The 23,511-nt window shown below is 69.9% G+C and carries 16 protein-coding genes; 12 read left to right on the top strand and 4 right to left on the bottom strand.

The genetic code is table 11. The annotated features are described in order from the left end of the window. Positions 1 to 51: 51 nt before the first annotated feature. Positions 52 to 1,320 (bottom strand): hypothetical protein, encoded by a 1,269-nt coding sequence (locus tag FZ029_RS08005; RefSeq protein ID WP_149268775.1) that lies wholly within the window; start codon positions 1,318 to 1,320, stop codon positions 52 to 54. Positions 1,321 to 1,668: 348 nt separating this feature from the next. Between FZ029_RS08005 and FZ029_RS08000 the strand changes: the two genes are divergently transcribed. The 8 genes from FZ029_RS08000 (at position 1,669) to FZ029_RS33285 (ending at position 14,237) form a co-directional block, all read left to right on the top strand. After that, positions 1,669 to 2,961: a glycosyltransferase family 4 protein gene (locus FZ029_RS08000; protein ID WP_149268774.1), complete on the top strand. Its 1,293-nt coding sequence runs from the start codon at positions 1,669 to 1,671 to the stop codon at positions 2,959 to 2,961. A 136-nt stretch (positions 2,962 to 3,097) separates the two neighbouring features. After that, a complete protein-coding gene (pseB, locus tag FZ029_RS07995; RefSeq protein ID WP_211104119.1) occupies positions 3,098 to 4,174 on the top strand; it encodes a UDP-N-acetylglucosamine 4,6-dehydratase (inverting) in 1,077 nt (358 codons plus the stop codon). Continuing rightward, on the top strand, positions 4,174 to 5,421 hold the full coding sequence (locus tag FZ029_RS07990; protein ID WP_149268773.1) for an aminotransferase class I/II-fold pyridoxal phosphate-dependent enzyme: 1,248 nt from the start codon (positions 4,174 to 4,176) through the stop codon (positions 5,419 to 5,421). The genes pseB and FZ029_RS07990 overlap by 1 nt, the downstream gene beginning before the upstream one ends. Positions 5,422 to 5,629: 208 nt before the next feature. Beyond that, the gene (locus FZ029_RS07985; protein WP_149268772.1) at positions 5,630 to 7,207 is read left to right on the top strand and encodes a flippase; all 1,578 of its coding nucleotides are present in this window, start codon (positions 5,630 to 5,632) and stop codon (positions 7,205 to 7,207) included. 132 nt (positions 7,208 to 7,339) lie between these two features. Then, positions 7,340 to 7,636: a hypothetical protein gene (locus tag FZ029_RS07980; RefSeq protein WP_044553747.1), complete on the top strand. Its 297-nt coding sequence runs from the start codon at positions 7,340 to 7,342 to the stop codon at positions 7,634 to 7,636. A gap of 72 nt (positions 7,637 to 7,708) precedes the next feature. Then, positions 7,709 to 10,117, top strand: coding sequence for a calcium-binding protein (locus tag FZ029_RS07975; RefSeq protein WP_149268771.1), 2,409 nt, complete (start codon positions 7,709 to 7,711; stop codon positions 10,115 to 10,117). A 7-nt stretch (positions 10,118 to 10,124) separates the two neighbouring features. Beyond that, complete coding sequence (locus FZ029_RS07970; RefSeq protein WP_149268770.1) at positions 10,125 to 10,715, top strand: YigZ family protein; 591 nt, start codon at positions 10,125 to 10,127, stop codon at positions 10,713 to 10,715. A gap of 393 nt (positions 10,716 to 11,108) precedes the next feature. After that, positions 11,109 to 14,237: a DUF4347 domain-containing protein gene (locus FZ029_RS33285; protein ID WP_211104118.1), complete on the top strand. Its 3,129-nt coding sequence runs from the start codon at positions 11,109 to 11,111 to the stop codon at positions 14,235 to 14,237. Between the two features lie 51 nt (positions 14,238 to 14,288). On the opposite strand, the gene FZ029_RS07960 is transcribed toward FZ029_RS33285, so the two are convergent. Together FZ029_RS07960 and FZ029_RS07955 are read right to left on the bottom strand one after the other, a co-directional pair. Next, positions 14,289 to 15,500, bottom strand: a complete 1,212-nt coding sequence (locus tag FZ029_RS07960) for an MFS transporter (RefSeq protein ID WP_149268769.1) — start codon at positions 15,498 to 15,500, stop codon at positions 14,289 to 14,291. Between the two features lie 212 nt (positions 15,501 to 15,712). Next, the gene (locus tag FZ029_RS07955) at positions 15,713 to 16,681 is read right to left on the bottom strand and encodes a hypothetical protein (protein ID WP_149268768.1); all 969 of its coding nucleotides are present in this window, start codon (positions 16,679 to 16,681) and stop codon (positions 15,713 to 15,715) included. A 263-nt stretch (positions 16,682 to 16,944) separates the two neighbouring features. Here FZ029_RS07955 and FZ029_RS07950 point away from each other — a divergent pair, with 263 nt between their 5' ends. Next, the gene (locus FZ029_RS07950; protein ID WP_247892198.1) at positions 16,945 to 19,224 is read left to right on the top strand and encodes a type I secretion system permease/ATPase; all 2,280 of its coding nucleotides are present in this window, start codon (positions 16,945 to 16,947) and stop codon (positions 19,222 to 19,224) included. 14 nt (positions 19,225 to 19,238) lie between these two features. After that, positions 19,239 to 20,759 (top strand): HlyD family type I secretion periplasmic adaptor subunit, encoded by a 1,521-nt coding sequence (locus FZ029_RS07945; RefSeq protein ID WP_149268767.1) that lies wholly within the window; start codon positions 19,239 to 19,241, stop codon positions 20,757 to 20,759. Between the two features lie 171 nt (positions 20,760 to 20,930). Here FZ029_RS07945 and FZ029_RS34050 read toward each other — a convergent pair whose 3' ends face one another. After that, positions 20,931 to 22,367, bottom strand: a complete 1,437-nt coding sequence (locus FZ029_RS34050) for a carbohydrate-binding domain-containing protein (protein ID WP_149268766.1) — start codon at positions 22,365 to 22,367, stop codon at positions 20,931 to 20,933. Between the two features lie 232 nt (positions 22,368 to 22,599). Between FZ029_RS34050 and FZ029_RS07935 the strand changes: the two genes are divergently transcribed. Further along, positions 22,600 to 23,196 carry a TetR family transcriptional regulator gene (locus FZ029_RS07935; protein ID WP_149268765.1) on the top strand — a complete coding sequence of 199 codons (597 nt, stop codon included), beginning with the start codon at positions 22,600 to 22,602 and terminating at the stop codon, positions 23,194 to 23,196. A 26-nt stretch (positions 23,197 to 23,222) separates the two neighbouring features. Next, positions 23,223 to 23,510 (top strand): hypothetical protein, encoded by a 288-nt coding sequence (locus FZ029_RS07930; RefSeq protein WP_149268764.1) that lies wholly within the window; start codon positions 23,223 to 23,225, stop codon positions 23,508 to 23,510. Position 23,511 lies beyond the last annotated feature (1 nt).

Genomic DNA, 23,511 nt, shown 5'->3' with positions numbered 1-23,511 from the left:
TTTCCCCGCGAGGCCGGACCGTGCCGGCCTCGCGGGAAACCCGGTTCCGCGTCAGAAGCGGTAGCCGAAATTGGCCTTCAGAGCGTTGTAGTTGTTGCCGTGCGTGTAGCTGACGCCGAGGCGGAAGGAGTCCCAGGACTGGCCGTCCATGGTCGGGCGGGTGCCGAACAGCAGGCCGACTTCGTCGTAATGCTGCACATACAGCTTGTCGCCGAACATGTGGGTGTCGGTGACGTAAGCCTGCCAGGAGGTCGGCCGGTCGAACATCGTGAAGCCCAGCGGCCCTTCGACGCTGACGCCGTTCTTCAGCGCGGTGTTCTGCAGGTCGTAGTCGATGCTGACGTCGCCGATATGGAGCTTCTGCGAGCGGTAATAGCCGACGCCGTTGCCGATCGTGACCTTCAGGTCGCCGGTGTAGATGTTGTAGACGCTGGTCAGATCGCCCGAATACAGAAGCGCCCCGGCGCCGAGGTCCAGCGAACCGGCCGCGCCGACGCGGGCGGAGGGGACCAGATACCAGTTCTCGGCAACCGGGAAGCGGAAGCCGAGGCCGAGCGAGGCCTGACCGGAATTGGCGCCTTCGGTGCGGACATAGGTGATCGGCAGGTCGACGGTGATGGCGTAGCGCGGATCGCTGAAATAGTACGAGTACTTGATCGGGATCGTGGCGATCTGGCTGGTGTAGCCGCCGGACCGCGCGACGCCGACGTCTCCGCCCACGGTGGCGAGGTTGGGCACGGCCACGAAGCCGCCCTTGCCGTCCGGCGTCCCGGTGGGATCGCCCAGAGTGCCGAAGCCGGTGGCGTTGCCGAAGGTCTGCTCGCTCATGCGGCTCTGAAGGCTGGCCGGGTTGCCGGCCACCGGATCGACCGGCGAGTTGGCGACGAGCGACTTCAGCATCTCGGTCAGGATGCCGGACCCCTTGCCCTTGAGGAAGTCCAGCAGCTGGTCCTGGCTCTGGTCGCGGGTGGCTCCCCGGAAGGTGATGTCGATGCCGGCCGACGGCACCTGGAAGCGCAGCGCGGTGGAGTTGAGCGCGTAGGACGCCGTCGCCGGAAGGCCGCGGACGTTCAGCGTCACGTTGGCGGCCGACACGCTGGTGTAGTTGCTGAACACGGAGCGCAGCCCGGCATTGTCGAGCTTGTTGGCCATGTCCTCGATGGCGTTGAACGTCACCGAGCCGCTCTGCGAGACGCCGTTGGTGCCGGTGACCGTGCCGCTCAGCCCGAACAGCTCGGCCGCCCCCGCCGGCATGCTGCCGCCGAGCATCGCCGCGGCAACCGCACCCCCCAGGCCGACGGCAGCCTTGAGGCGTTTCAACGGAAGAAATTCCATTTTCAATGCTCCCCCAACGCATTCAATGATAGAAACCTGTACTTAAGCAATATGCCCAATGGCAATGAAAATCCGTGTAGTCGTTGTTTGGATCACAGCCGGGAGGTTGCAGGAGGGTACAGGCCGGGGTGATTTCGCGGCATCTCAGCGACCCTTCATTTCTGCGGTTTTTCTGTACCGCCTTTTCCCATTCGCTTTTTCATGAAGAAGCCGTTCCTATCCGATCGCAGTCAGATTGCGGCCAGATCGGGAAACCCCATTCCCCATCGACAGCGCCGCCGGATGGTTGCAGGCTGTCGCCCCGCTTCTCCGTCTTCCGGGCATTGTTTTTCCATGCGGATCCTGTTCGTCCACCAGAACACCCCTGGCCAGTACAAGCATCTCGTCCGCCATTTCGCGGCCGACCCGGCCCATCAGGTCGCCTTCATCGGCAAGGTCCGGCGCGAGCTGCCGAAGGGCGTGCAGATGGCGCTCTACCGGCCGACGCGCGAGCCGGGGGAGGGCACCCACCCCTATATCCGCATGTTCGAGGGGCAGGTCCTGCACGGGCAGGGCGCGGTGCGGGCCGGGCTGGCCCTGCAGAAGGCGGGCTTCACCCCCGACGTGATCTGCGCCCATCCCGGCTGGGGCGAGGCGCTGTTCCTGAAGGACCTGTTCCCGGACGCCCGCCTGCTGCTCTATTGCGAGTTCTTCTATCGGGCCGACGGGTCGGACGTCGGCTTCGACCCGGAACGGCCGGTGACGCTGGAGACGCGCTGCCGCATCCGCACCAAGAACGCCTCGCTGCTGGCCGGGCTGGAGGCGATGGACTGGGGCGTCAGCCCGACCGAATGGCAGCGGCGCCAGCATCCCGACGTCTTCCGCCCGCGCATCTCGGTGATCCATGACGGGGTCGACACCGCGGCCTGCCGGCCGGATCCGGCCGCCACCGTCACCCTGCCCGACGGCCGGACCCTGTCGCGCGAGGACGAGGTGGTGACCTATGTCGCCCGCAACCTGGAGCCCTACCGCGGCTTTCCCACCTTCATGCGGGCGGCGGCGGAGCTGCTGCGGCGCCGGCCGAAGCTGCACATCCTGGTGGTGGGCGGCGACGAGGTCAGCTACGGCGCGCCACCGGAGGGGGGCGGCACCTGGCGCGAGACGATGTGGCGGGAGACGATGCTGGACGCCGCCGGCACTCCCAGGCCGGAAGCGTCGCGGCTGCATGTGCTGGGAAAGCTGCCCTATGAGGACTACCTGTCGGTCCTGCGCGTCTCACGCGCCCACATCTACCTGACCTTCCCCTTCGTCCTGTCCTGGTCGATGCTGGAGGCGATGGCCTGCGGCGCCGTCATCGTCGGGTCCGACACGCCGCCGGTCGCCGAGGTGATCGAGGACGGGGTGAACGGGCTGCTGACCGGCTTCTTCGATCCCATGGCGCTCGCCGACCGGGTGGAGACGGCGCTGGACGACCCGGATCTGCGCGCCGCCCTGTCGGCCGCCGCAAGGATGACGGCGGTGGAGCGCTTCGACCTCGCCACCGTCTGCCTGCCGGCGCAGATCCGCCTGCTGGAGGACGTGCAGGCGGGGAGGCTGCCCTCCTGTCCGCCTGCCAGGGGCCTTGCGCCGGGGGACGGAGTGAATTAACCCGATCGTCAGAAAGCACCGGCTACGGTCGGGGTTCATTTCGATCCCGACTTGGCGCCCGCCCCGGACCATCCGGAGCGCGGGAGGCCTCCAGGCGGTTTCGAGCGATGCGGACCTTCAACGGATGGAACCGGCGGTGACGACTCATTCCAGCAAGGCCAGCGGACCCGAGGCATGGACCCCGGACGGGGCGGACGGAGGTCTGGAGGCGGGGTTGCGCATGCTGGACGGCCGCTCGGTCCTGGTGACGGGGGGGACCGGCTCCTTCGGGCGCCGCTTCGTCGAGACGGTGATGCGCCACGCCAAACCGCGCCGGGTCATCATCTTCTCCCGCGACGAGTTCAAGCAGTACGAGATGCAGCAGCACATGCCGGCGGAGTGGGCGCCGACGCTGCGTTACTTCATCGGCGACGTGCGCGATTGCGAGCGGCTGAAGCTGGCGATGCGCGGCGTCGATTTCTGCGTCCATGCCGCGGCGCTGAAGCATGTGCCGGCCGCCGAATACAACCCGATGGAGTGCATCAACACCAACGTCTATGGGGCGGAGAATGTGGTGCGGGCAGCGCTGTCGGCGGGGGTGCGGCGTGTGGTCGCGCTGTCGACCGACAAGGCGGCCAACCCGATCAACCTCTATGGCGCCAGCAAGCTGGCGTCGGACAAGATCTTCATCGCCGCCAACAACCTGTCGGGCGCGCTCGACACCCGCTTCGCGGTGGTGCGCTACGGCAACGTGGTGGGGTCGCGCGGCAGCGTCGTCCCGCTGTTCCGCAAGATGATCGCCGAGGGGGCCGACCATCTGCCGGTCACCGACGAGCGGATGACCCGCTTCTGGATCACCCTGCAGCATGGCGTCGATTTCGTGCTGTCCTGCTTCGCCATGATGCAGGGCGGCGAGATCTTCGTGCCGAAGATCCCGAGCATGCGCATCGCCGACCTCGCCCGCGCCATGGCGCCGGATCTGCCGCAGCGGATCGTCGGCATCCGGCCGGGCGAGAAGCTGCACGAGGTGATGATCACCGAGGATGATTCCCGCCAGACCTACGAGTTGGAAGACCGCTACGTCATCGAGCCGGCCTTCACCTTCTGGCAACATGCGCCGTACGAGCGGCTGGACGCCCGCCCGGTGACCGACGGCTTCCGCTATGCCAGCGACGGCAACGACGACTGGCTGGACGGCGAGCGGCTGCGCCGCCTGCTGGCGGAAGCGCCCTGATGACGGAGCCCCTGCCGGCGGAGTTGCCTTTCCTCCCCTATGGCCGCCAGTCGGTGGAGGAGGAGGACATCGCCGCGGTGGCGGCGGTGCTGCGCGGCGACTGGCTGACCCAGGGGCCGGCGGTCGCCGGCTTCGAGCGGGCGTTGGCCGCGCGGGTCGGGGCGGCCGAGGCGGTGGCCTGCGCCAACGGCACCGCGGCGCTGCGGCTGGCCTATGCCGCGCTCGGCATCGGGCCGGGCGACGCGGTGGTGGTGCCGTCCAACACCTTCCTCGCCACCGCCTCGGCCGCCCGCCATGCCGGGGCAGAGGTCGCCTTCGCCGACGTCGAGCCCGACAGCGGCCTGATGGGGGTGGCCGAAGCCGAGGCCGCCATCGCCCGCGCCCGCAAAGCCGGCTGGCGCGTCCGCGCGCTTGCCCCCGTCCATTACGCCGGGCAGACCGCCCCGATGGATGAACTGGCGGCACTCGCGCAGGCCGAAGGGCTGGCGCTGGTCGAGGACGCCTGCCACGCCATCGGCACGGTTGATCTGTCCGGCGGCCGTGAGGTGCCGGTCGGCGCCGGCCGGCCGGAGGTGGCGGCGGGGTCGCTGACCGTCTTCTCCTTCCACCCGGTCAAGACCATCGCGGCGGGGGAGGGCGGGGCGGTCACCGGCAGCGATCCGGCGCTGATGGCGCGGGTCCGCCGCCTGTGCAACCACGGCATGATGCGCGAGCCCCATGCTGGGGAAGGCTTCGCCGATCCCGAGGCAGCACTCGACGCGGAGGGGAACGCCAACCCCTGGTACTATGAGATGGTGGAGCCCGGCTTCAACCATCGCCTGTCCGACATCCACGCGGCCCTGGTGCTGAGCCAGCTCGGCCGGCTCGACCGCTTCGTCGACCGGCGGGCGCGGCTGATGGCGCTCTATGCCGGGCGGCTGGCGCCGCTGGCCCCGCTGGTGCGGCCGCCGGCCCAGGTGCCCTGGTGCCGGCCGGCCTGGCACCTGTGCGCCGCCCGCATCGACTTCGATGCCGCGGGGCGGACCCGGTCCGCCGTGATGGCGGCCCTGCGCGCCCTGGGCGTCGGCACCCAGGTGCACTATATCCCGGTCCATCGCCAACCCTACTGGCGCCGCCGCTACGGCGACCCCGTCCTGCCCGGCGCCATGGCCCATTATGACCGCACGCTGTCGCTGCCGCTGTTCCCGGCCATGGCCGACGGCGACGTCGACCGGGTCGCCGCGGCGCTGGAGCGGGCTCTGTCCTGACGGGTGTCCTATCGGCCATCCGTCGGGACGTTCAGGATCCACACCGTTTCATCCAAGCGATTCCGTTAGCGTTTTGGACAGGATGGACGGATAACAATGGCGTCGTCAGGACGGCATAGGCCTAGGTCCAACGGCTGAAGAGCCGCATGGCCGGGGTCGGGTCATCCCGAACGCCGCTCCACAGTGTTTCGCGTACGGACCTTCGATTTTGCTTCGCAACACGCTCTGGAATCTGCTCGGCGAGGGGCTGCCCATGGCGGCGGCCCTGCTGTCGATTCCGTGGCTCATCTCCGCCGTCGGGATGGAGCGCTTCGGCGCGCTGACCCTGATCTGGGCGCTGCTCGGCTATCTGGGCGTGCTGGACCTCGGGCTGGGACGGTCGCTGGTCCAGGTCGTCGCCGACCGGATCGGGCATGGGGCGGAGCACGGCAACGGCTCTGCGAGCGCCGCCAGCAGCTCTGCGAATACTGCGGGCATCGCCGGGCCGGCCATCGCCCTGATGGGCGCCATCGGCCTGCTGACCGGCGGGGTGGTGGCGCTGGGCGCCGGGCTGCTGGCCGACCGCTTCCAGCTGGAGACCGGCACCTCGCCGGACGAGATCCGGCTCAGCCTGCTGGTGGCGGCGGCCATCGTGCCGATCGCGCTGATCTCCGCCGGCCTGCGCGGCGTGCTGGAGGCGCACCAGCGCTTCCGCCCGATCAGCCTGGTGCGGATGACGGTGGGGGTGCTGAATTACCTGAGCCCGCTCTGCGTCCTGCCCTTCAGCCAGAGCCTGGTGCCGGTGATCGCCGCCATCGCGGTGGGGCGCTTCGTCGGGCTGGTCGGCTACGGCATCCTGGCGGTGGGCCAAGTGCCGGACCTGCTGCGCCCCGGCCGCTGGGGCCGCCCGTCCCTGCGCGGGCTGTTCACCATGAGCGCCTGGATGATGCTGAACAATCTGGTCGGCCCGGCGATGCTCTATGCCGACCGCTTCATCCTGCTCAGCCTCGTTCCGGCGGCGATGGTCGCCTTCTACACCACCCCGTTCGAGCTGCTGTCGCGGCTGATGGTGATCCCCGGCGCGCTGTCGCTGGCGCTGTTCCCGCTGGCCTCCAGCCTGTTCCGGCGGGATCCGCCGGCGCTGGGCCGCATCCTGGACGCCGGCGGCCATCTGACGCTGGCGGTGTTCCTGGTCATGCAGGCCGCCACCATCGTCGGCGGCGAGACGGCGCTGGAACTGTGGCTGGGTCCGGCCTTCGCCGCCAACAGCGCGTCGGTGCTGTCGATCCTGATGCTGGGCGTCTTCTTCAACGCCACCGCCTATGTGCCCAACACCCTGATCCAGAGCGTCGGGCGGGTCGACGTGACCGCAAGGCTGCAGATGGCCGAACTGCCGGTCTATCTGGGCGTGCTGTGGCTGCTGGCCGAGCGCTATGGCGCGACCGGCGCCGCCGTGGCCTGGAGCCTGCGCACCGCGGTCGATTGCGGGCTTCTGCTGGTTCTGCTGCCGCGGCTGGCGCCGGGGACGGGGGCGGTGGCGCTGACCATCGGCCTGCGCGCGCTGCTGGCCGGTGCGGCCGGGCTGGCCGGGCTGCTGGTCGGCGGGCCGGTGGGGGCGGCGATCAGCCTGACCGGGCTGCTGGCGGTCGGGCTGGGGGTGGCCGGCCGGCTGCTGCGCACCCGGTCGTGGGAGAAGCTGGCCGCCCCGCTACGCAAGACGCGGCCGGCCGCCGCGCTGCCCGCGCCCATGCCCACAGCCATAATGAACGGGCGGGCCATCGACGGAGCGGCGACGGACCGTCCGTAACATCATCTCAAGGGTGTGGCCGGCGGGGACCGGCCGCACTCGACCGCTGCGGCGCGCAGGTGGTTCCTTTGCCGCCGGAAATGCGCTATGTGAGCGGAAACTCTGTGCAACGCTGGTTGGAGTTCGAAGGCCATGGCCGAGGGTACTGTGGACTATTACGCGATGGTCGAAGAGGCTTGGCAGCTCAGCGACACCGCGCGCGACTATGTGAAGAACGCCGGCCGCGAGGTGGACAACACCGAGCTGTGGGAGAAGGTGTTCGCCTCCTCGCCGCTGATCGACCTGGAGCGCACCCGCGCCGAAGGCGGCCAGCCGCTGCAGAAGATCTTCTTCAAGAACCCCTACGGCCTGCAGTACCGCGCCGACCACAAGGACTGGATCCCGTTCCGCCACGGCGCGCTCGACCCGGCCTATCTCCAGGTCATCTGACCTGGTTCATCCGGCCTGATCGGCCGGGCGGCGCCGCCTCGCGGCGCCAGGGGGGACGGCTAGGGGGCGTGCATGGCGCGGCTGGTGGCGGGGCAGGGCTTTGCCCTCGATATGGACGAGTCCCGGCTGGCGAACGGGTTCGTCGCCGACGCCTTCACCACCCTGCCGGATGCCGCTTCCATCGCCGCCGGGACCGGCAGCCAGACCGTCACCCGCACCGTCGCCGGGCGGGCGCATGCCGTCACGCTCGACTATGCCGCCGCCGGCAGCGGGGCGGCGGCGAGCGTCCGCTTCACCGGCCTGACCGACCGCGATGCGGCCGGCAACCTGCGCTACCGGATCGAGGGGCTGAATGTTCCGCTGACCGGCGGGACGCTCGACCGGCTCGGCGCCCGGACCTTCCAGCAGATCGACGGCTTCGTCGGGGCGGACGGCAACGACAGCGTCTATCTGGGCGTCCCCGGCGGGCGCAGCTTCGACGGCGGCGGCGGCACCGACCGCGCCATCTACACCGCGGATCCGCGCCGCTATGCCCTGCAGGGCGGCAGCTACCGGGCGGAGACGCCGGTGGTGGTGGCGCTCGACGGCAGCGGCCGGCGCTATGCCGTGGTGTCGAGCCGCAGCATCGATACCCTGACCGATGTCGAGCTGCTGACCATCGACGGCCGCACCGCCGCTCCGTCTGCCTTCGCCTTCGACGCGCGCAGCTACCTCGCGGCCAACCGCGACCTTGCCGTCGCCTTCGGCGACAACACCATCGCGGCGGCGGCCCATTACGCCTGGAACGGCCGGAACGAGGGACGCAGCCTCGGCGGTTTCGACGGGCTGAGCTATCTGGCCGTCAACCCGGACGTGCTGGCGGCGGTCGGCGTCGATGCCGAGGCCGCCCGGCAGCATTATCTGGTCTATGGCGCCCGCGAAGGGCGGACGACCGGCTTCGACGCGCTGGGCTACCTCGCCTCCTATCCCGACCTGATCGCCGCCTTCGGCACCGACAGCCGGGCCGCGACCCTCCATTACCTGAGCTTCGGGCGGAGCGAGGGGCGCGGCGTCACCTTCGATGCGGCGGCCTATCTGGCGGCCAACGCCGATGTGGCGGCGGCGACCGGCGGCGACACCACGGCGGCCGAACTCCATTACCTGGTCTTCGGGCGGAACGAGGGCCGGCCGCTGCGGGCGACGCCCCGCCTGTCCGGGGCGGCGGCTCCCGCCTGGGCGGCGGACCTGCTGTCCAGGCAGGAGGCGCCATTGGGGGGGCCATTGGGCGCACCGGTGCCGGTGACCGGCACGACCGGCAACGACACGCTGAGCGGCAGCGCCGCCTATGATGCGCTGGGCAACCCGATCACCGACGCGGTGGACGGGCTGGGCGGCATCGATACCTTCGTACTGACCGGCGCGCTCGCCTCCTATTCGCTGTCCATCGACAGCAACGGCAACCTGCTGGTCAGCGGGCCCGACGGCACCGACACGCTGACCGGCATCGAGCTGCTGCAGGCAACCGACGGGGTCTATCCGGTGGGGTCGCTGCTCAGCTTCTCCCAGCCCTCGCTGACCGGGCTGACCGTCTCGTCCTCGGCCTCCACCGGCAACGATTATCTGGTCGGCGGGATCATGGGCGACGCCATCGGCGGCGGCGGCGGCAACGACACCATCGCCGGGCTGACCGGCAACGACACGCTGTTCGGCAATGCCGGCAACGACGTCCTGCTGGGCGGCGACGGCGCCGACCAGCTGGAGGGCGGGGCGGGCAACGACCTGATGTTCGGCGGGGCGGGCGACGACCTGATGCGCGGCGACCTCATCGACGTCGTCGGCAACGACACCCTGCTGGGCGAGGAAGGCAACGACTGGCTCGACGCCGGGGCCGGCAACGACTGGCTGGACGGCGGCGGCGGCAACGACACGCTCTATGGCGGGCTGGGCAGCGACGTGCTGCGCGGCGGCAACGGCGACGACGTGATGTTCGGCGACGTCTATTCCGACCGCAACCACGAGATCTCCGTCAACGCCGCCGACACGACGACCACCTACGAGGACGTTCTGCTGGGCGGCAACGGCAGCGACACGCTGATCGGCGGCTATGGCGCCGACCTGATGGACGGCGGCGCCGGGGCGGACGTCTTCTCCATCCGCAACCTGACCGAATCCACCCTGGCCGCCCCCGACGTCATCCTCAACTTCAACGGCGCCGTCGTGGCGGCGGAGGCGCTGAAGGGGCTGGCGAGCTATGCCACCGTCGGCGCCGAGGGCGACCGCATCGACCTGTCGGAGATCGACGCCATCACCGGCACCACCGACAATGACGCCTTCACCTTCATCGGCACCGCCGGCTTCAGTGCGGCCGGCCAGCTGCGCTATCAGGCCTCCGGCGCGGTGACGCTGATCGAGGGCGACGTGAACGGCGATCGCACGGCCGATTTCCGCGTCCAGGTCAACATCGCCAACTACAGCTTCTCCGCCTTCGACTTCGTGCTGTAGGCGGGAGATGTTCACCCTCGTCAGGACCGAACGGTTCGAGCAGGAGATCAAGAAGAGCCGCTTCCTGGCCCAGGCCGCCCCGGCCGACAGCGAGGAGGAGGCGCGCCGCTTCATCGCCGAGTGCAGCATGCCCGACGCCGGCCACAATTGCTGGGCCTTGCGGGTCGGCGACGTCTATCGCTTCAGCGACGACGGCGAACCGGGCGGGACGGCCGGGCGGCCGATCCTGCAGGCCATCGAGGGGCAGGAGCTGGACCGGGTGGCGGTGGTGGTCAGCCGCTGGTTCGGCGGCATCCTGCTGGGGGCGGGCGGGCTGGTGCGCGCCTATGGCGGCACGGCGGCCAGCTGCCTGAAGGCGGCGGAGCGCGAGCCCATCGTCGATTACGCCACCCTGTCGGTCGCCTGCGCCTTCGCCGACGAGGCGCGCATCCGCTCGGCGCTTGGCGGCTTTCCCGGCACGCGGGTGGAGACGACGGGCTTCACCCCCGACGGGGTCCAGCTTCATGTCACGCTTCCCCGCGACCGGGCCGACGCGTTCATCCGGCTGGTCGCCGACATCTCCCGCGGGCAGGCGGTGGTGAACCCCGCCGGGGAGTGAGCGGCCGGAGCCGGAGCTTGGCCGTTTTTCCATAAGCGCCCTTATGTGTCGATTTGGTGTCATGAAATCATGATCTAAAATGTTGGTTTCTGACCTTGGAGTCTTGCCGCGGCCCGGCTCGGATCTACCGCTTTTTCGTGTGTGCAAAAGGATTTTTCCCGCAAAGCGGCAATTTTGGTCAAATACGGTGGAGCGCGGAGATCTGCTGAAGTCACCGTCTGAAATCGCACTCTCCTTCTTGCGATTTCCTGCAGGTGGTCACCCGTTCTTGCCGGCAATACCCCGACTTATCGAATTGTTGATGTGCGTCCATTCCTCACATTCGGGGGAGGAGGCCGTTCGGTCTGAGGGAATATTGCCGCTGCCGCCGGCGGCCATGAAGGAGGACCATCCTTGCGCGACGTACTGATTGCGGACGCCAGCCTCGACGATCTCGACCTGCTGCTCGACCGTTGCCGGCCCGGCGTCCGGATCATCCGGGTGATGGCAGACGAGGATGGCGGGGAGGCCCTGGCCAACGCTCTGAGTGACGCCCTCGCCGACCGGCCGGCGGCCATCCATCTGCTGGCCCATGGCGAACCGGGTGCGGTCCGGCTGGGTGCCGGCCGGCTGGATGTCGTGGCGCTGTCCGGCCGCAAGGCAGAGGGGCGCGATTGGCCGCAGGCGCCGGGGACCGAGATCCTGATCCATGCCTGCGACACCGGTGCGGACGGCGGCCGCTTCGCCGCAGCGCTCGCGCAGGCGACCGGCGCGCGCGTTGCCGCCGCCAGCCATCCGGTCGGCCATCCGTCGCTGGGCGCCTCCTGGGACCTCGACGTGACCACCGGGCCGATCGTCGCGTCCCTGCCCGTCTCCGACACCGGCGCCTGGGTCCACCGTCTGGCCTACAGCGGCACGGCCACCGACGGCGACGACACGCTGATCGGCGACGATGGCGGCAACACCATCAACGGCGGGGCCGGCAACGACAGCATCGTCGGCGGTACCGGCAACGACAGCCTGCTCGGCGGGGCGGGCGACGACACGCTGGTCGGCGGCGGCAACAGCGGCCAGTCGGCCGGCGACACGCTGAACGGCGGGCTGGGCGGCGACCATTATGTCGGCGGCAACGGCTTCACCATCGTCACCTACGAGAACGCCACCACCGGCATCACCCTGGACCTGACCAACGGCGCCAACAACACCGGCGAGGCGGCCGGCGACAGCTTCGTCGACATCCAGCGCTGGGTCGGCTCCGAATATGCCGACAGCCTGACCGCCGGCGACAGCGCGGTGTGGTTCTGGGGCCATGGCGGCAACGACGTCGAGTATGGCGGGGCCGGCAACGACACGCTGGAGGCCGGCGACGGCAACGACACCATCTTCGGCGGCGGCGGCACCGACCTGATGTACGGCCGCGCCGACAATGACGAGCTTCACGGCGGCATCGGCAACGACACGATGGCCGGCGGCGGCGGCGCCGACCTGCTTTATGGCGATGCCGGCAACGACCTGATGAAGGGCGACTGGGAACGCGACACCATCCATGGCGGCGACGGCGACGACACCATCCTGGCCGGCATCGTCAGTTCCGGGAGCTACGCCCAGACCCAGGCCGACACCCTCTATGGCGAGGGCGGCAACGACCGCTACATCGTGGTCAGCCAGTATGACGCCGGCACCGTCAGCTTCGACGGCGGCGACGGCACCGACACGCTGGAGGTCCGGTCCGACAACCTGACCAGCTACAACGGCTACGATCTGGAATACTACACCGACGTCGCCTCCCCCACGATCGACCTGACGGGGATGACGCTGACCGGGGTGGAGCGGCTGGAGCTGACCGGCAGCAAGGGGCATGACGTCACGCTGACGGGCACCCAGGCCGCCGGCTTCGACAGCATCGTCGGCGGCGCGGCGTCCGACACGTTGCGCATCGCCGGCAGCGCCGACCTGTCGGCGACGGCGTTGTCGGGCATCGAGGCGATCCAGCTCACCGGCAGCGGCACCACCCTGATGCTCGCCGCCTCGCAGCTGGCCGGGCTGGCGCTGACCGGCAACGGCAACGCGCTTGCGGTGACGGCGTCGGGGACCGGCGCTTCCGTGGACCTGTCCGGCGCCGCCGGCTTCGCCCGGGTCGCCCTGACCGGCACCGCCGGGGCCGACGACCTGACCGTCGGGGCCGGGGCGACCGTCACCGGCAACGGCGGCGACGACATCATCCGCATTGCCGCCGGCACCGCCGGGACCGTCACCATCGCCGATGCCGGCATCGGCGACCGGCTGGTGATGGAGGGCGCCGACCTGACGGCCATGCAGGTCGAGACGACCGCCGGCTCCACCACCCTGCGGGTCGGCAGCGATCTGGCGGTGACCTTGAACGGCAGCTTCGAGGCCAGCCAGTTCCAGGCCGGCAACGGCGGCGTCACCATCGTTCAGGCCGCCGTTTCGCCTCCCCCTCCCCCTCCCCCTCCTCCGCCGCCCGTCACGCAGCCGGATCCCACTCCGGATCCGACGCCGGTCCCCACCCCGGATCCCGTCCCCGATCCGACGCCAGTCCCTACCCCGGATCCGACTCCCCTCCCGCCCGCCGATCCCGCCTCGACGCCGGCCGCCGGCGGGCAGTCGGGCGGCTTCAACGCGCTCGCCTACATCGCCTCCTATCCCGACCTGATCGCCGCCTTCGGCACCAACACCGAGGCCGCGACCCAGCATTACCAGCAATATGGACAGGCGGAAGGGCGGACGGTCACCTTCGACCCGCTGGCCTACACCGCCTCCTACCCCGACCTGATCGCGGCCTTCGGCACCGACGCCGACGCCGCGGCCCGGCATTACATCCAGTTCGGCTACAGCGAGGGGCGGCACCCCAACTTCGACGGTCTGGCCTATATCGCCACCTATCCGGACCTGATCGCCGCCTTCGGCACCGACGCCAACGCCGGCACCCGCCACTTCATCGAGCATGGCGCTGCCGAGGGGCGCAGCGTCACCTTCGACGGCTACAACTATCTGGCCGCCAACCGGGACGTCGCCCTCGCCTATGGCCTCAGCCCGGACGCCGCGGCCACCCACTACATCCAGTTCGGCCGGTCGGAAGGCCGCCCGGCCCAGGGCTTCGACACGCTGCGCTACATCGCCAGCAACCCGGACCTGATCCAGGCCTTCGGTCCCGACGTCCAGGCGGCCGAAATCCACTATGTCCAGTTCGGCTACAGCGAGGGCCGGTCGCTGACCGCCTTCGATCCGGCGGCCTATCTGGCGAGCCATCCGGAGATCGCCACGGAGTTCGGCACCAGCGACGCCGCGGTCGAGCTGGCCTACATCAAGCGCAGCACCTCGTCCGAAACAGTGGCGATGCCCGCCTTCGCCGCCATGACGCCCATCGCCGTCACCATGCTGGCGGCCGGGATGACCGGATCGGAGACGCTGGGGATCGACGGCGGCTTCCAAGACTCTTCGTCGTCCGCCATGGCCTCCGGCCTGCTGGCGGCGGGCGACGGCGGGCTGGCCACCCGGCAGCGGACGGAGTTGCCGGCCTGAGATCTAGACTTGAGGATGAGGAAAGGGGCGACCTTGGGACCGCCCCTTTCCTTATTGGACCGGCCGGTCTCCGGCCGCGATCCGGGGCCGGCGCATGGACAGGGCGGTCAGGAAGCCGGCTGCGGCGGCCGTGCCGCCCAGCAGGAAGACGCTGCCGTAGCCGGCGCGGTCGGCGAGCAGCCCGGCCACCGGGCCGGTCAGGCCATAAGCCACATCCTGGAAGGCTGCGAAGGCGCCGAGCGCCGTCGCCCGCAGATGCGGCTCCACCAGATGCACCACCTCCCGGCCCATGGCGGGAAAGACCAGGGAGCAGCCGAGCCCGGTCAGGAAGGCGCCGGCCAGGGCCAGGGCGGGGTCGCCGGCGCTCCAGACCAGCAGCTGGCCGACCGCCTCGACCGCCAGCGATCCCATCGCCACCGGCAAGCCGCCGATGCGGTCGGGAAGATGGCCGAAGGCGAAGCGCACCAGGACGAAGCCGACCCCGAAGGCGGTCAGGCCAAGCCCGGCGAAGGGCCAGGATTCATGGACGAAGTGCAGCGAGAAGAAGGCGCCGATGGCGGCGAAGCCGATGCCCTGCAGGCTGACGACGGTGCCGTGCAGCCAGATCCGGCCGAGCACGGCACGGAAGGGCGGGCGCCTGGCGCCGGGATGCGCCGCGATCCCCGTTATCGGGCGGATCGCCAGCAGCCCCAGCGCCGGCAGCAGGGCGCCGACCGCCATGGTGCCGGCGAAGCCGATGGCGTCGAGCAGCAAAAGCCCCAGCGGACCGCCCGCCGCGAAGGCGCCGTAGAGCGCCGCGCCGACCAGGGCCAGCACCTTGCCCGACCGCTGCGGGCCGACGATGCCGATCCCCCAGGCGATCACGCCGACCCCGACGAGGCTTTCGCCCAGCCCGATCAGCAGACGCCCCAGAACAAGGACGCAGAAGGCCGCCCAGGGCAGCTGCGGCAGCAGCCCGGCGGCAAGCGAGACCAGCCCGCCGGCGATGTAGAGCGCCAGTCCGCGCGCCACCGCCGGCTTGGCCCCGCCGCCGTCCACGAAATTGCCGGCGAAGCTGCGGGTGAGGATGGTGGCGAGAAAGGCGCTGCCGACGCCCAACCCCGCCCAGAAATTGCCCAATCCCAGGGTTCCGGCCACGAACAGCGGCGTGACGGGAAGGGAGATGGCGACGCAGAGATAGGAGACGAAAAGGATGGCGGCCAGGATGAACAGGCGGCCCTGAGATTGCTCGCTCGCCGGATCGCGTGTCGGCTGGGGACTCATGGGTGTGCTCCACACTGGTCCGCGGTCGACAGGCGTCCGAACATCAGAACGCACTCCGACCGCGAGGATCGTTGAGTGCGTTGATTGACGTTGAACGCTTACGGCCAGTGCGACTGACAACGCTCAGACAGCTAACCGATCCGGGGGCCCGAGACAACCATGAAGACAATCGGGGAAATCGCTGCGGCGGGAGGCCGTCAGTGGGCCTTTCCTCAGCGGCCCTTGCGCTCGGCCTTCGCCATGGAAGGCAGCGCCACGTCGATCAGCAGCCGGTGGCCGCGGTCCTTGTCGGGGGCCAGGGTGGAGACGGCGAGCAGCCGGACGGCATCCCCCTTGGCGTCGCCATCCTCGTCGCTGAACAGCAGGCGGGTACCGGTGCCGCTCCGCTCCGCCCGGTAGGCGAGCGTCGTCGCCGGCAGGCGTCCGGACGGGGCGGCCTGCCACAGCGTGCCGGGAAGCATCACCTCCAGCCGGCCGTCGGAGCGGCGCACCGGCGTCTCGAAGCGCGGGTCCTGGTCGAGGTCGAGCACGACGCGCAGCCCGTCGCCGCCGTTGGCGGTGCGGATACGCTCCACATGGCGTGGCGTCGCCGTGCTCGCCACGGTCTGGATTCCGGATGCGCGCGTGGGCGCGTCGGGGGCCGGCTTGACGCCGGGACGCAGGATCTCCACCGCCGGCTCCGTCCGCAGGGCGGGGGCGTCGTCCTGCGGCTCGGGCTTTGCCGTCGGGATCGGGGGGGCCGGGATCGGGGGGGCCGGAATGGAGGTTGCGGCTGGCTGTGCCGCCGGCTGGGGCTCGACAGGCTGGACTTGAGCCGGTTGGGCTTGTGACGGTTTTTCGGGGGCGGGTTGCGCGGGAGTCGGCTTGGCCGTTTCCCCGACCTGTTCCGCGAAGCCGCCGCGGCGGCCCTCGGCGCGGCCCTGCCGGACATAGTGGGCATAGCCGCTGGAGAGTTGTCCGTTGCGGACGGCGGCGGCGACGTCGGGGTTGGCGGCCAGATAGGCCCGCTCCCGCCAGCCCTTCGGCGGCGCCAGGGTGGTGTCGACTTCGGCGGAACGGCGCCAGTTGGACAGCAGCGACGGCATCGATCCCTGCAGCCCCAGCCCCTCCACCGCCAGCGACAGCCACAGGGGCGTCAGCAGCAGGAGCAGAAGGCGCAGGAGCTGGGGGATCGGCGACAAGGCGGGTCGTGTCCGGCGAAGGGGGAAACGGCACCGGTTTCGGCAGTCCGGCTGTGCTGCATGCCTACTCCCAAGCACCTCGCCGGGTCCAGGAAAAGCGGTTGGAGAGAAAGCGCGCCAAGCCGTTCGGCCAACCCCGTTTGAACACCAACGATGCGGGGTACCCCATCGTTCGGGTGGCCGCGCAGGCACGCGATGCTCACCTTCGGTTGGCCGCAGCCGTTCGGCGCCACCCCTTAGAGTTTCGGAACCGGGAAGCCTTCATGGAACAGATGCGAGACGGATCGCCGGCCGATCCGGCGCGGGACGCCTCCTCCCCTCCTCCCCCTGGCGCCCAAACCGGCCCCAATCCCGGCTCCAACCCCGGCTCCAATCCAGGGCCCCGTCTCGATCCCGGCATCGCCGGGCTGGTGTCGGCGCTGCGCATGCTGGGCATCCCGGCCGATTACGACGGCGTGCGCCATGCCTGCGGCGGCGAATCCCCCGACCTGACCGGGCTGGTCCGCCAGGCCCACCGGCTGGGCGCCAAGGCCCGCGTGGTGAAGTCCAAGTGGGAGCGGCTGGAGCGCACGCCGCTGCCGGCGCTGGTCCCCGGCCCCGACGGCGGCTTTCTGGTGCTGGCCAAGGCCGGCAACGACCGCGTGCTGGTGCATGACGCGGCGACCAACCAGACCCGCATCCTCGACCGCGAGGGCTTCGAACCCTTGTGGAGCGGCCGGCTGATCTGTCTCGGCCGCAAGGGCACGCTGGGCATGGGGCAGCCGCGCTTCGACGCCCGCTGGTTCGGCGCGGTCGCCTGGAAATACCGCGGCATCCTGGGCGAGGTTCTGCTCGCCTCCTTCTTCATCCAGCTGTTCGCGCTGGTGACGCCGCTGTTCTTCCAGGTGGTGGTCGACAAGGTGGTGGTGCACCGCAGCCTGGGCACGCTGGACGTGCTGATGGCCGGCATGCTGGCGGTCATCCTGTTCGAGGCGGTGCTGGGGGGCTTGCGGACCTACACCTTCGCCCACACCGCCAACCGGCTGGACGTGGAGCTGGGGGCCAAGCTGTACCAGCGGCTGCTGTCGCTCCCCATGGGCTATTTCGCGGCGCGCCGGGTCGGCGACAGCGTCGCCCGCGTGCGCGAGCTGGAGACGATCCGCAACTTCATGACCAGCTCCACCATCACGCTGGTGCTGGACCTGCTGTTCACCGTCGTCTTCCTGGGCGTGATGCTGCTGTACAGCCCGATGCTGACGGCGATCGTCGCGGCCTCCTTCCCCGTCTACATCGTCATCAGCCTGCTGGCGACGCCGATCCTGCGCCGGCGGCTGGACGAGAAATTCGCCCGCGGCGCCGAGAACCACAGCTTCCTGGTCGAGACGGTGTCGAGCATCGAGACGGTCAAGGCCATGGCGGTCGAGCCGCGCATGCAGCGCCGTTGGGAGGACCAGCTGTCCGGCTATGTCCGCGCCGGCTTCCGCGCCGGCAACCTGAACAACGTCGCCAGCCAGTCGGTGCAGTTCGTCTCCAAGATCTCGACCATGCTGGTGCTGTGGCTGGGGGCGAAGCTGGTGATCGAGGGCAGCCTGACGGTGGGCGAGCTGGTCGCCTTCAACATGTTCGCCGGCCGCGTCGTCCAGCCGGTGCTGCGCATCGCCCAGCTCTGGCAGGATTTCCAGCAGGTGCGGCTGTCGATGCACCGCATCGGCGACATCCTGAACACCGCGCCCGAACCGCTGCAGAGCCCCGGCCGCGCCGCCATGCCGGCGATCAGGGGTGACCTGACCTTCGACCACGTCACCTTCCGCTACCGCCATGACGGGCCGGAGACGCTGAGCGACGTGTCGCTGCATGTCCCGGCGGGACAGGTGGTCGGCATCGTCGGCACGTCGGGCTCGGGCAAGAGCACGCTGGCCAAGCTGCTCCAGCGCTTCCATGTGCCGGAGCGCGGGCGGGTGATGGTCGACGGCACCGATCTCTCCACCGCCGACGCGGTGTGGCTGCGCCGGCAGATCGGCGTGGTGCTGCAGGACAACGTCCTGTTCTCGGGATCCATCCGCGAGAACATCGCGCTGACCGACCCGACCATGGACATGGCACGCGTCGTCGCCGCGGCGAAGCTGGCCGGCGCCCACGACTTCGTCGTCGAGCTGCCCGACGGCTACGACACCGTGGTGGGCGAGCGCGGCGCCAGCCTGTCGGGCGGGCAGCGGCAGCGCATCGCCATCGCCCGCGCGCTGGTCACCAACCCGCGCATCCTGATCTTCGACGAGGCGACCAGCGCGCTCGACCATGAATCGGAGCGGATCATCCAGGCCAACATGCGCCGCATCTGCGCCGGCCGCACCGTGCTGATCATCGCCCACCGCCTGTCCACCGTCGCCATCGCCGACCGCATCGTCACGGTGGAGCGCGGCCGCATCGTCGAGGACGGCGCGCCCGACGAGCTTCTGCGCCGTGGCGGTCGCTATGCGACGCTGTTCCGCGGGCAGATGGGGCAGTTGCCGGGCGGGAACCCGCCGCCGACGGACGGGCTGATCGAACAGCGGGCCGCGGGCTGAGAGGGATGAACGCCATGAGCAAGACGACCGCCGCGGTGAAGGCCACCCCCGCCGATCACACGCCCGTCCCCGCCGCCTCCACTCCGGGTGTCAAACCGCCGGCCAACGCGCCCGGCACGCCCGGCGGCCCGCGCCCACCGACCAAACTCCAGGGCCGGCCCCAGAAGCGCCGCCGCGACGAGATGGACTTCCTGCCCGACGCGCTGGAGATCCTGGAACGGCCGCCCTCCCCCACCGCGCGCATCTTCACCGGGGTCATCATGCTGGCCTTCACCGCGGCCTGCGCCTGGGCATGGTTCGGCCATGTCGACGTGGTGGCGGTGGCGCAGGGCCGGGTGGTGCCGAGCGGCCGGACCAAGACCATCCAGCCGATGCAGACCGGCGTCGTCCGCGCCATCGAGGTGGAGGACGGCCAGCTGGTCAAGGCCGGCCAGACCCTGATCGAGCTGGACCCGACCGAGGCCGCCGCCGACCGCGACCGCATCCGCTCCGACCTGTCGGCCGCGCAGGCCGAGGCGGCACGGCTGCGGGCGGCGCTGGAGGTGGTGAACGGCAAGCCCGACGCCACATTCGCCGCCCCGGCCGGCCTGTCGCCCGATCTGGCGCGGATGCAGAGCCAGCTTCTCGCCAGTCAGATCGCCGAGCAGCGCGCCAAGCTGGCCGCGCTCGACCGCGAACAGGCCCGGCGCGAGGCCGACCGCGCCACCGTGGTGCAGACCATCGCCAAGCTGAACGCCACCCTGCCGCTGATCCGCGAACGGGCGGAGGCGCTGTTCGACCTGTCGAAGCGCGGCACCTCGTCCCGCTTCCAGTATCTGCAGCTCCAGCAGGATCTGGTCGGGCAGGAGCAGGAGCTTCTGGTCCAGAAGATCAAGCTGACGGAGGCCGACGCCTCCATCGCCGCCACCGCCGAGCAGCGCCGCCAGACCGAGGCGGAGTTCCGCCGCCAGCTCTACACCAACCTCGCCGAGGCCGAGCGCAAGGCCGCCTCTCTGGGGCAGGAGCTGGCCAAGGCGGAGCAGCAGGTCGATCTGTTGCGGCTGACCGCGCCGGTGGACGGCTATGTCCAGCAGCTGGCCGTGCACACGGTGGGCGGCGTGGTGACCACCGCCCAGCCGCTGATGGTCATCGTGCCGGAGGACAGCCATCTGGAGGTCGAGGCCTTCATCCCCAACAAGGACATCGGCTTCGTCCAGACCGGACAGGTGGCGGAGGTGAAGGTGGAGGCCTTCTCCTTCACCAAATACGGCCTGATCCCCGGCCGCGTCGCCTCGCTGTCCGGCGACGCCGTGCAACAGCAGCAGCAGGCCGACAAGGGGACGGACAAGGGGGCGGGGAAGGCGCCGGAGGCGGGATCGGTCTATGCCGCCCGCATCGCGCTGGACCGCGACACGTTGGATGTCGACGGCAAGCAGACGCGGCTGCAGCCGGGCATGACGGTCAGTGCCGAGATCAGGACCGGTCGCCGCCGCATCGCCGACTATCTGCTCTCCCCCCTCTCGCGCAGCGCCCAGGAAGCGATGCACGAGCGGTAATCTCCCCCTCTCCCGGGGATCCCCCCTCTCCCCCCCGGGGAGAGGGTCGGGGTGAGGGGGATGCATGGGGTGGATTCCGTAGGGAGCGGAGAGTGCGCGACTCTTGAACATCCTCGCCGCGCGACCCCCCCACCCTAACCCTCTCCCCGGGGGGGAGAGGGGATCTCTGGGTTACGCCGCCACTCCGTGCGCCAGATCATGCGCGTCGTACCAGGCGTGCAGGCCGTGGGCGGCGTCCTCGAACGCCGGCAGGGTTTCCGGCATCCAGGCCGTCGTGACCTCGGCCGTCCCGTGCGACGCCGCGTTGGCCGACACCGCGTGGCCCAGCAGGTCGCTTGCCTGAAGCTCGGCCACCTGCGCCTGGGCCGTGGGGTGCGCACCGAACAGGCTCTTGTCGGCGGCGACCACCAGCGTGCCGCTCCACCACATGCCGCTCTGGCCCTTGACCACGTCGCGCCCGTCGAGAGCGCCCTTGTCGTACGTCACCGCGGCGTCGGTGGCGGCATAGCTGTGGCCGTTGACGCTGACGCTGTTGACCAACAGGTTGCGGTCCTGGCCGCCGGCGAAGCCGTCATTGTCGTACTGGACCTGCACCTTGTGGGCGCTGTCCGCCGACACGGTGGCGGTGAAGGCGTAGTTCTTGGCCGCGGTGCCGACGGTGGCGCCGCCGACCGCATGACCGTCGACCAGCAGGGTGAAATGGGCATTCACCCCGGCCGCCGCCGTGCCCTTGGCGTTGACCAGGATGGCGGCGCTGGTGGTGGCGGGGGCGCCGGTTCCGGGAGCCGTCGTGCCGTAGAGCTGGCCGATCTTCGTCAGCAGCGCCTGGGTGTTCAGGTCGGTGTAGCCGGTGCCGGCGATCGGCGTCCCGGTCTGGTGGGCCAGCGACAGGAACTCGTCCTGGGTCAGGGCGCTGCCGCGCAGCGCGACCGCCTCCTGCTGGGCGAGCGCCACGGCGGCGGTCACCGCCGGCGCGGCGAAGGAGGAGCCGTTGCCCATCAGCGTCCGCCCGGCCAGATCGGTCAGCCGGATGTCGGTGCCGTCGGCGCAGAGGTCGGTGATGCCCGGATTGCGCTGGGCCCAGCCCGGCATGGTGCCGTCGCCGCCCGACGCGCTGACGCAGATGGTGTTGTGGTCGGCGGCGAAATAGGACACGTCGGTCGCTGTCCCGTTCTGCCCGGCATTGCCGGCGGCGGCCGACACCAGCACCCGCTTGGCGGCGAGGCCGGCCAGCTCGTCCGACAGGATGGTCGTGATCTCCGACGTGGCGGAGCCGCCGGCCAGCGACAGGTTGACGCCGACGATGTTGTAGTCCGACGCATGGGCCACGACCCATTGCAGCGCCTGCTCGATCGCCGACCCCGACGCGGTGGTGGTGCTGTCCGGCATCACCTTCAGCGCGATGATGCCGAGGTCCGGCGCCTGCGACAGGATGGTGGAGGTCACCAGGGCGCCGTGGGTGTCGGCGTTGGGGTTGCGCGCGTCGGCGTCGTTGTCGGCGTAGTCGTGCTGATAGACCACGTGCGACGCGGTCTCCCAGGTCGGCGACCAGCCGCTGTCGATGACGACGACCGTCTCGCCCCTGCCGGTATAGGTGCTGTTCGCCATGCTGTCGGTCCCCGTCCTGCTGCCGTCGATAATAAGATGCGGGGCGGAGTATGGCGGCTGGCGGTGTGGCCTTCGGATGATAAGGACGGGGCGGATTTGAGCCTGATTGACTTTGTCGGACGATTGTCCTAGAAGTTATTAGGTCAATTGACCTAGGGATTGGCACCGCCTTCATGTCCGCCTTTCGGCTTGAAACGGTGGGGCAGGGGAACACAGGCATTGGGAGAAGACGATGGGCGCAGCAAGCACACGCCAGCAGATCGTGGAGGCTGCCGACCGGCTCTTCTATGAGCAGGGATTCGAAGCCACGTCATTCGCCGACATCGCTGCGGCCGTGCGGCTCTCCCGCGGCAATTTCTATTATCACTTCAAGACGAAGGACGAGATTCTGGATGCGGTGATCGCCCTGCGTCTCGCCAATACCGGCAGGATGCTGGAAGCCTGGGAGACCGGGACCTGCGACCCGGCGGAACGCATCCGCAGCTTCATCGATATTCTCGTCATGAACCGGGCGAAGATCATGCTCTACGGCTGCCCGGTCGGCACGCTCTGCAACGAACTCGCCAAGCTCGATCACGTCGCTAAAGAGGATGCGGCCAAGCTCTTCACCCTGTTCCGGGAGTGGCTGGCCCGCCAGTTCGCTGCGCTTGGACATGAGGCCGATGCCGATGCGCTCGCCATGCATGTTCTGATGCGAAGCCAGGGCGTTGCCACCCTCGCCACGGCCTTCCACGACGAAGCCTTCATCCAGCGCGAGGTCGAGGACATGGGCGCCTGGCTGGAGGCGCAGCGTCCCGGCGCACACCGCCTTTCCTCCCCCCAACCCTGACCTCGTTTCCGAAGGAGTCGCTCCGCATGTTCATCGTCACGCTCAGATTTTCCGCGAACAAGGCGGAGGCCGCCAGACATATGGACGGGCACAACGCCTGGATCCGGCGCGGGTTCGGGGACGGCGTCTTCCTGCTGACCGGCAGCCTTCCCGGCGGTGCCGGTGGCGCCGTTCTCGCGCACAACATCTCGCGCGACGATCTGGACGCGCGTCTGCGGGAGGACCCCTTCGTAGCGGAGAAGATCGTCGACGCCGACATCCTCGAAATCACGCCGGGCCGTGTCGACGACCGTCTGGCGTTCCTGCAGGGGTGAG

It is taken from the genome of Azospirillum sp. Sh1, from assembly GCF_008365135.1.
Taxonomy (GTDB): Bacteria; Pseudomonadota; Alphaproteobacteria; order Azospirillales; family Azospirillaceae; genus Azospirillum; species Azospirillum oryzae.
The sequence above is the reverse complement of the archived record's forward strand: the minus strand, read 5'-3'. Positions and strand labels throughout refer to the sequence as shown.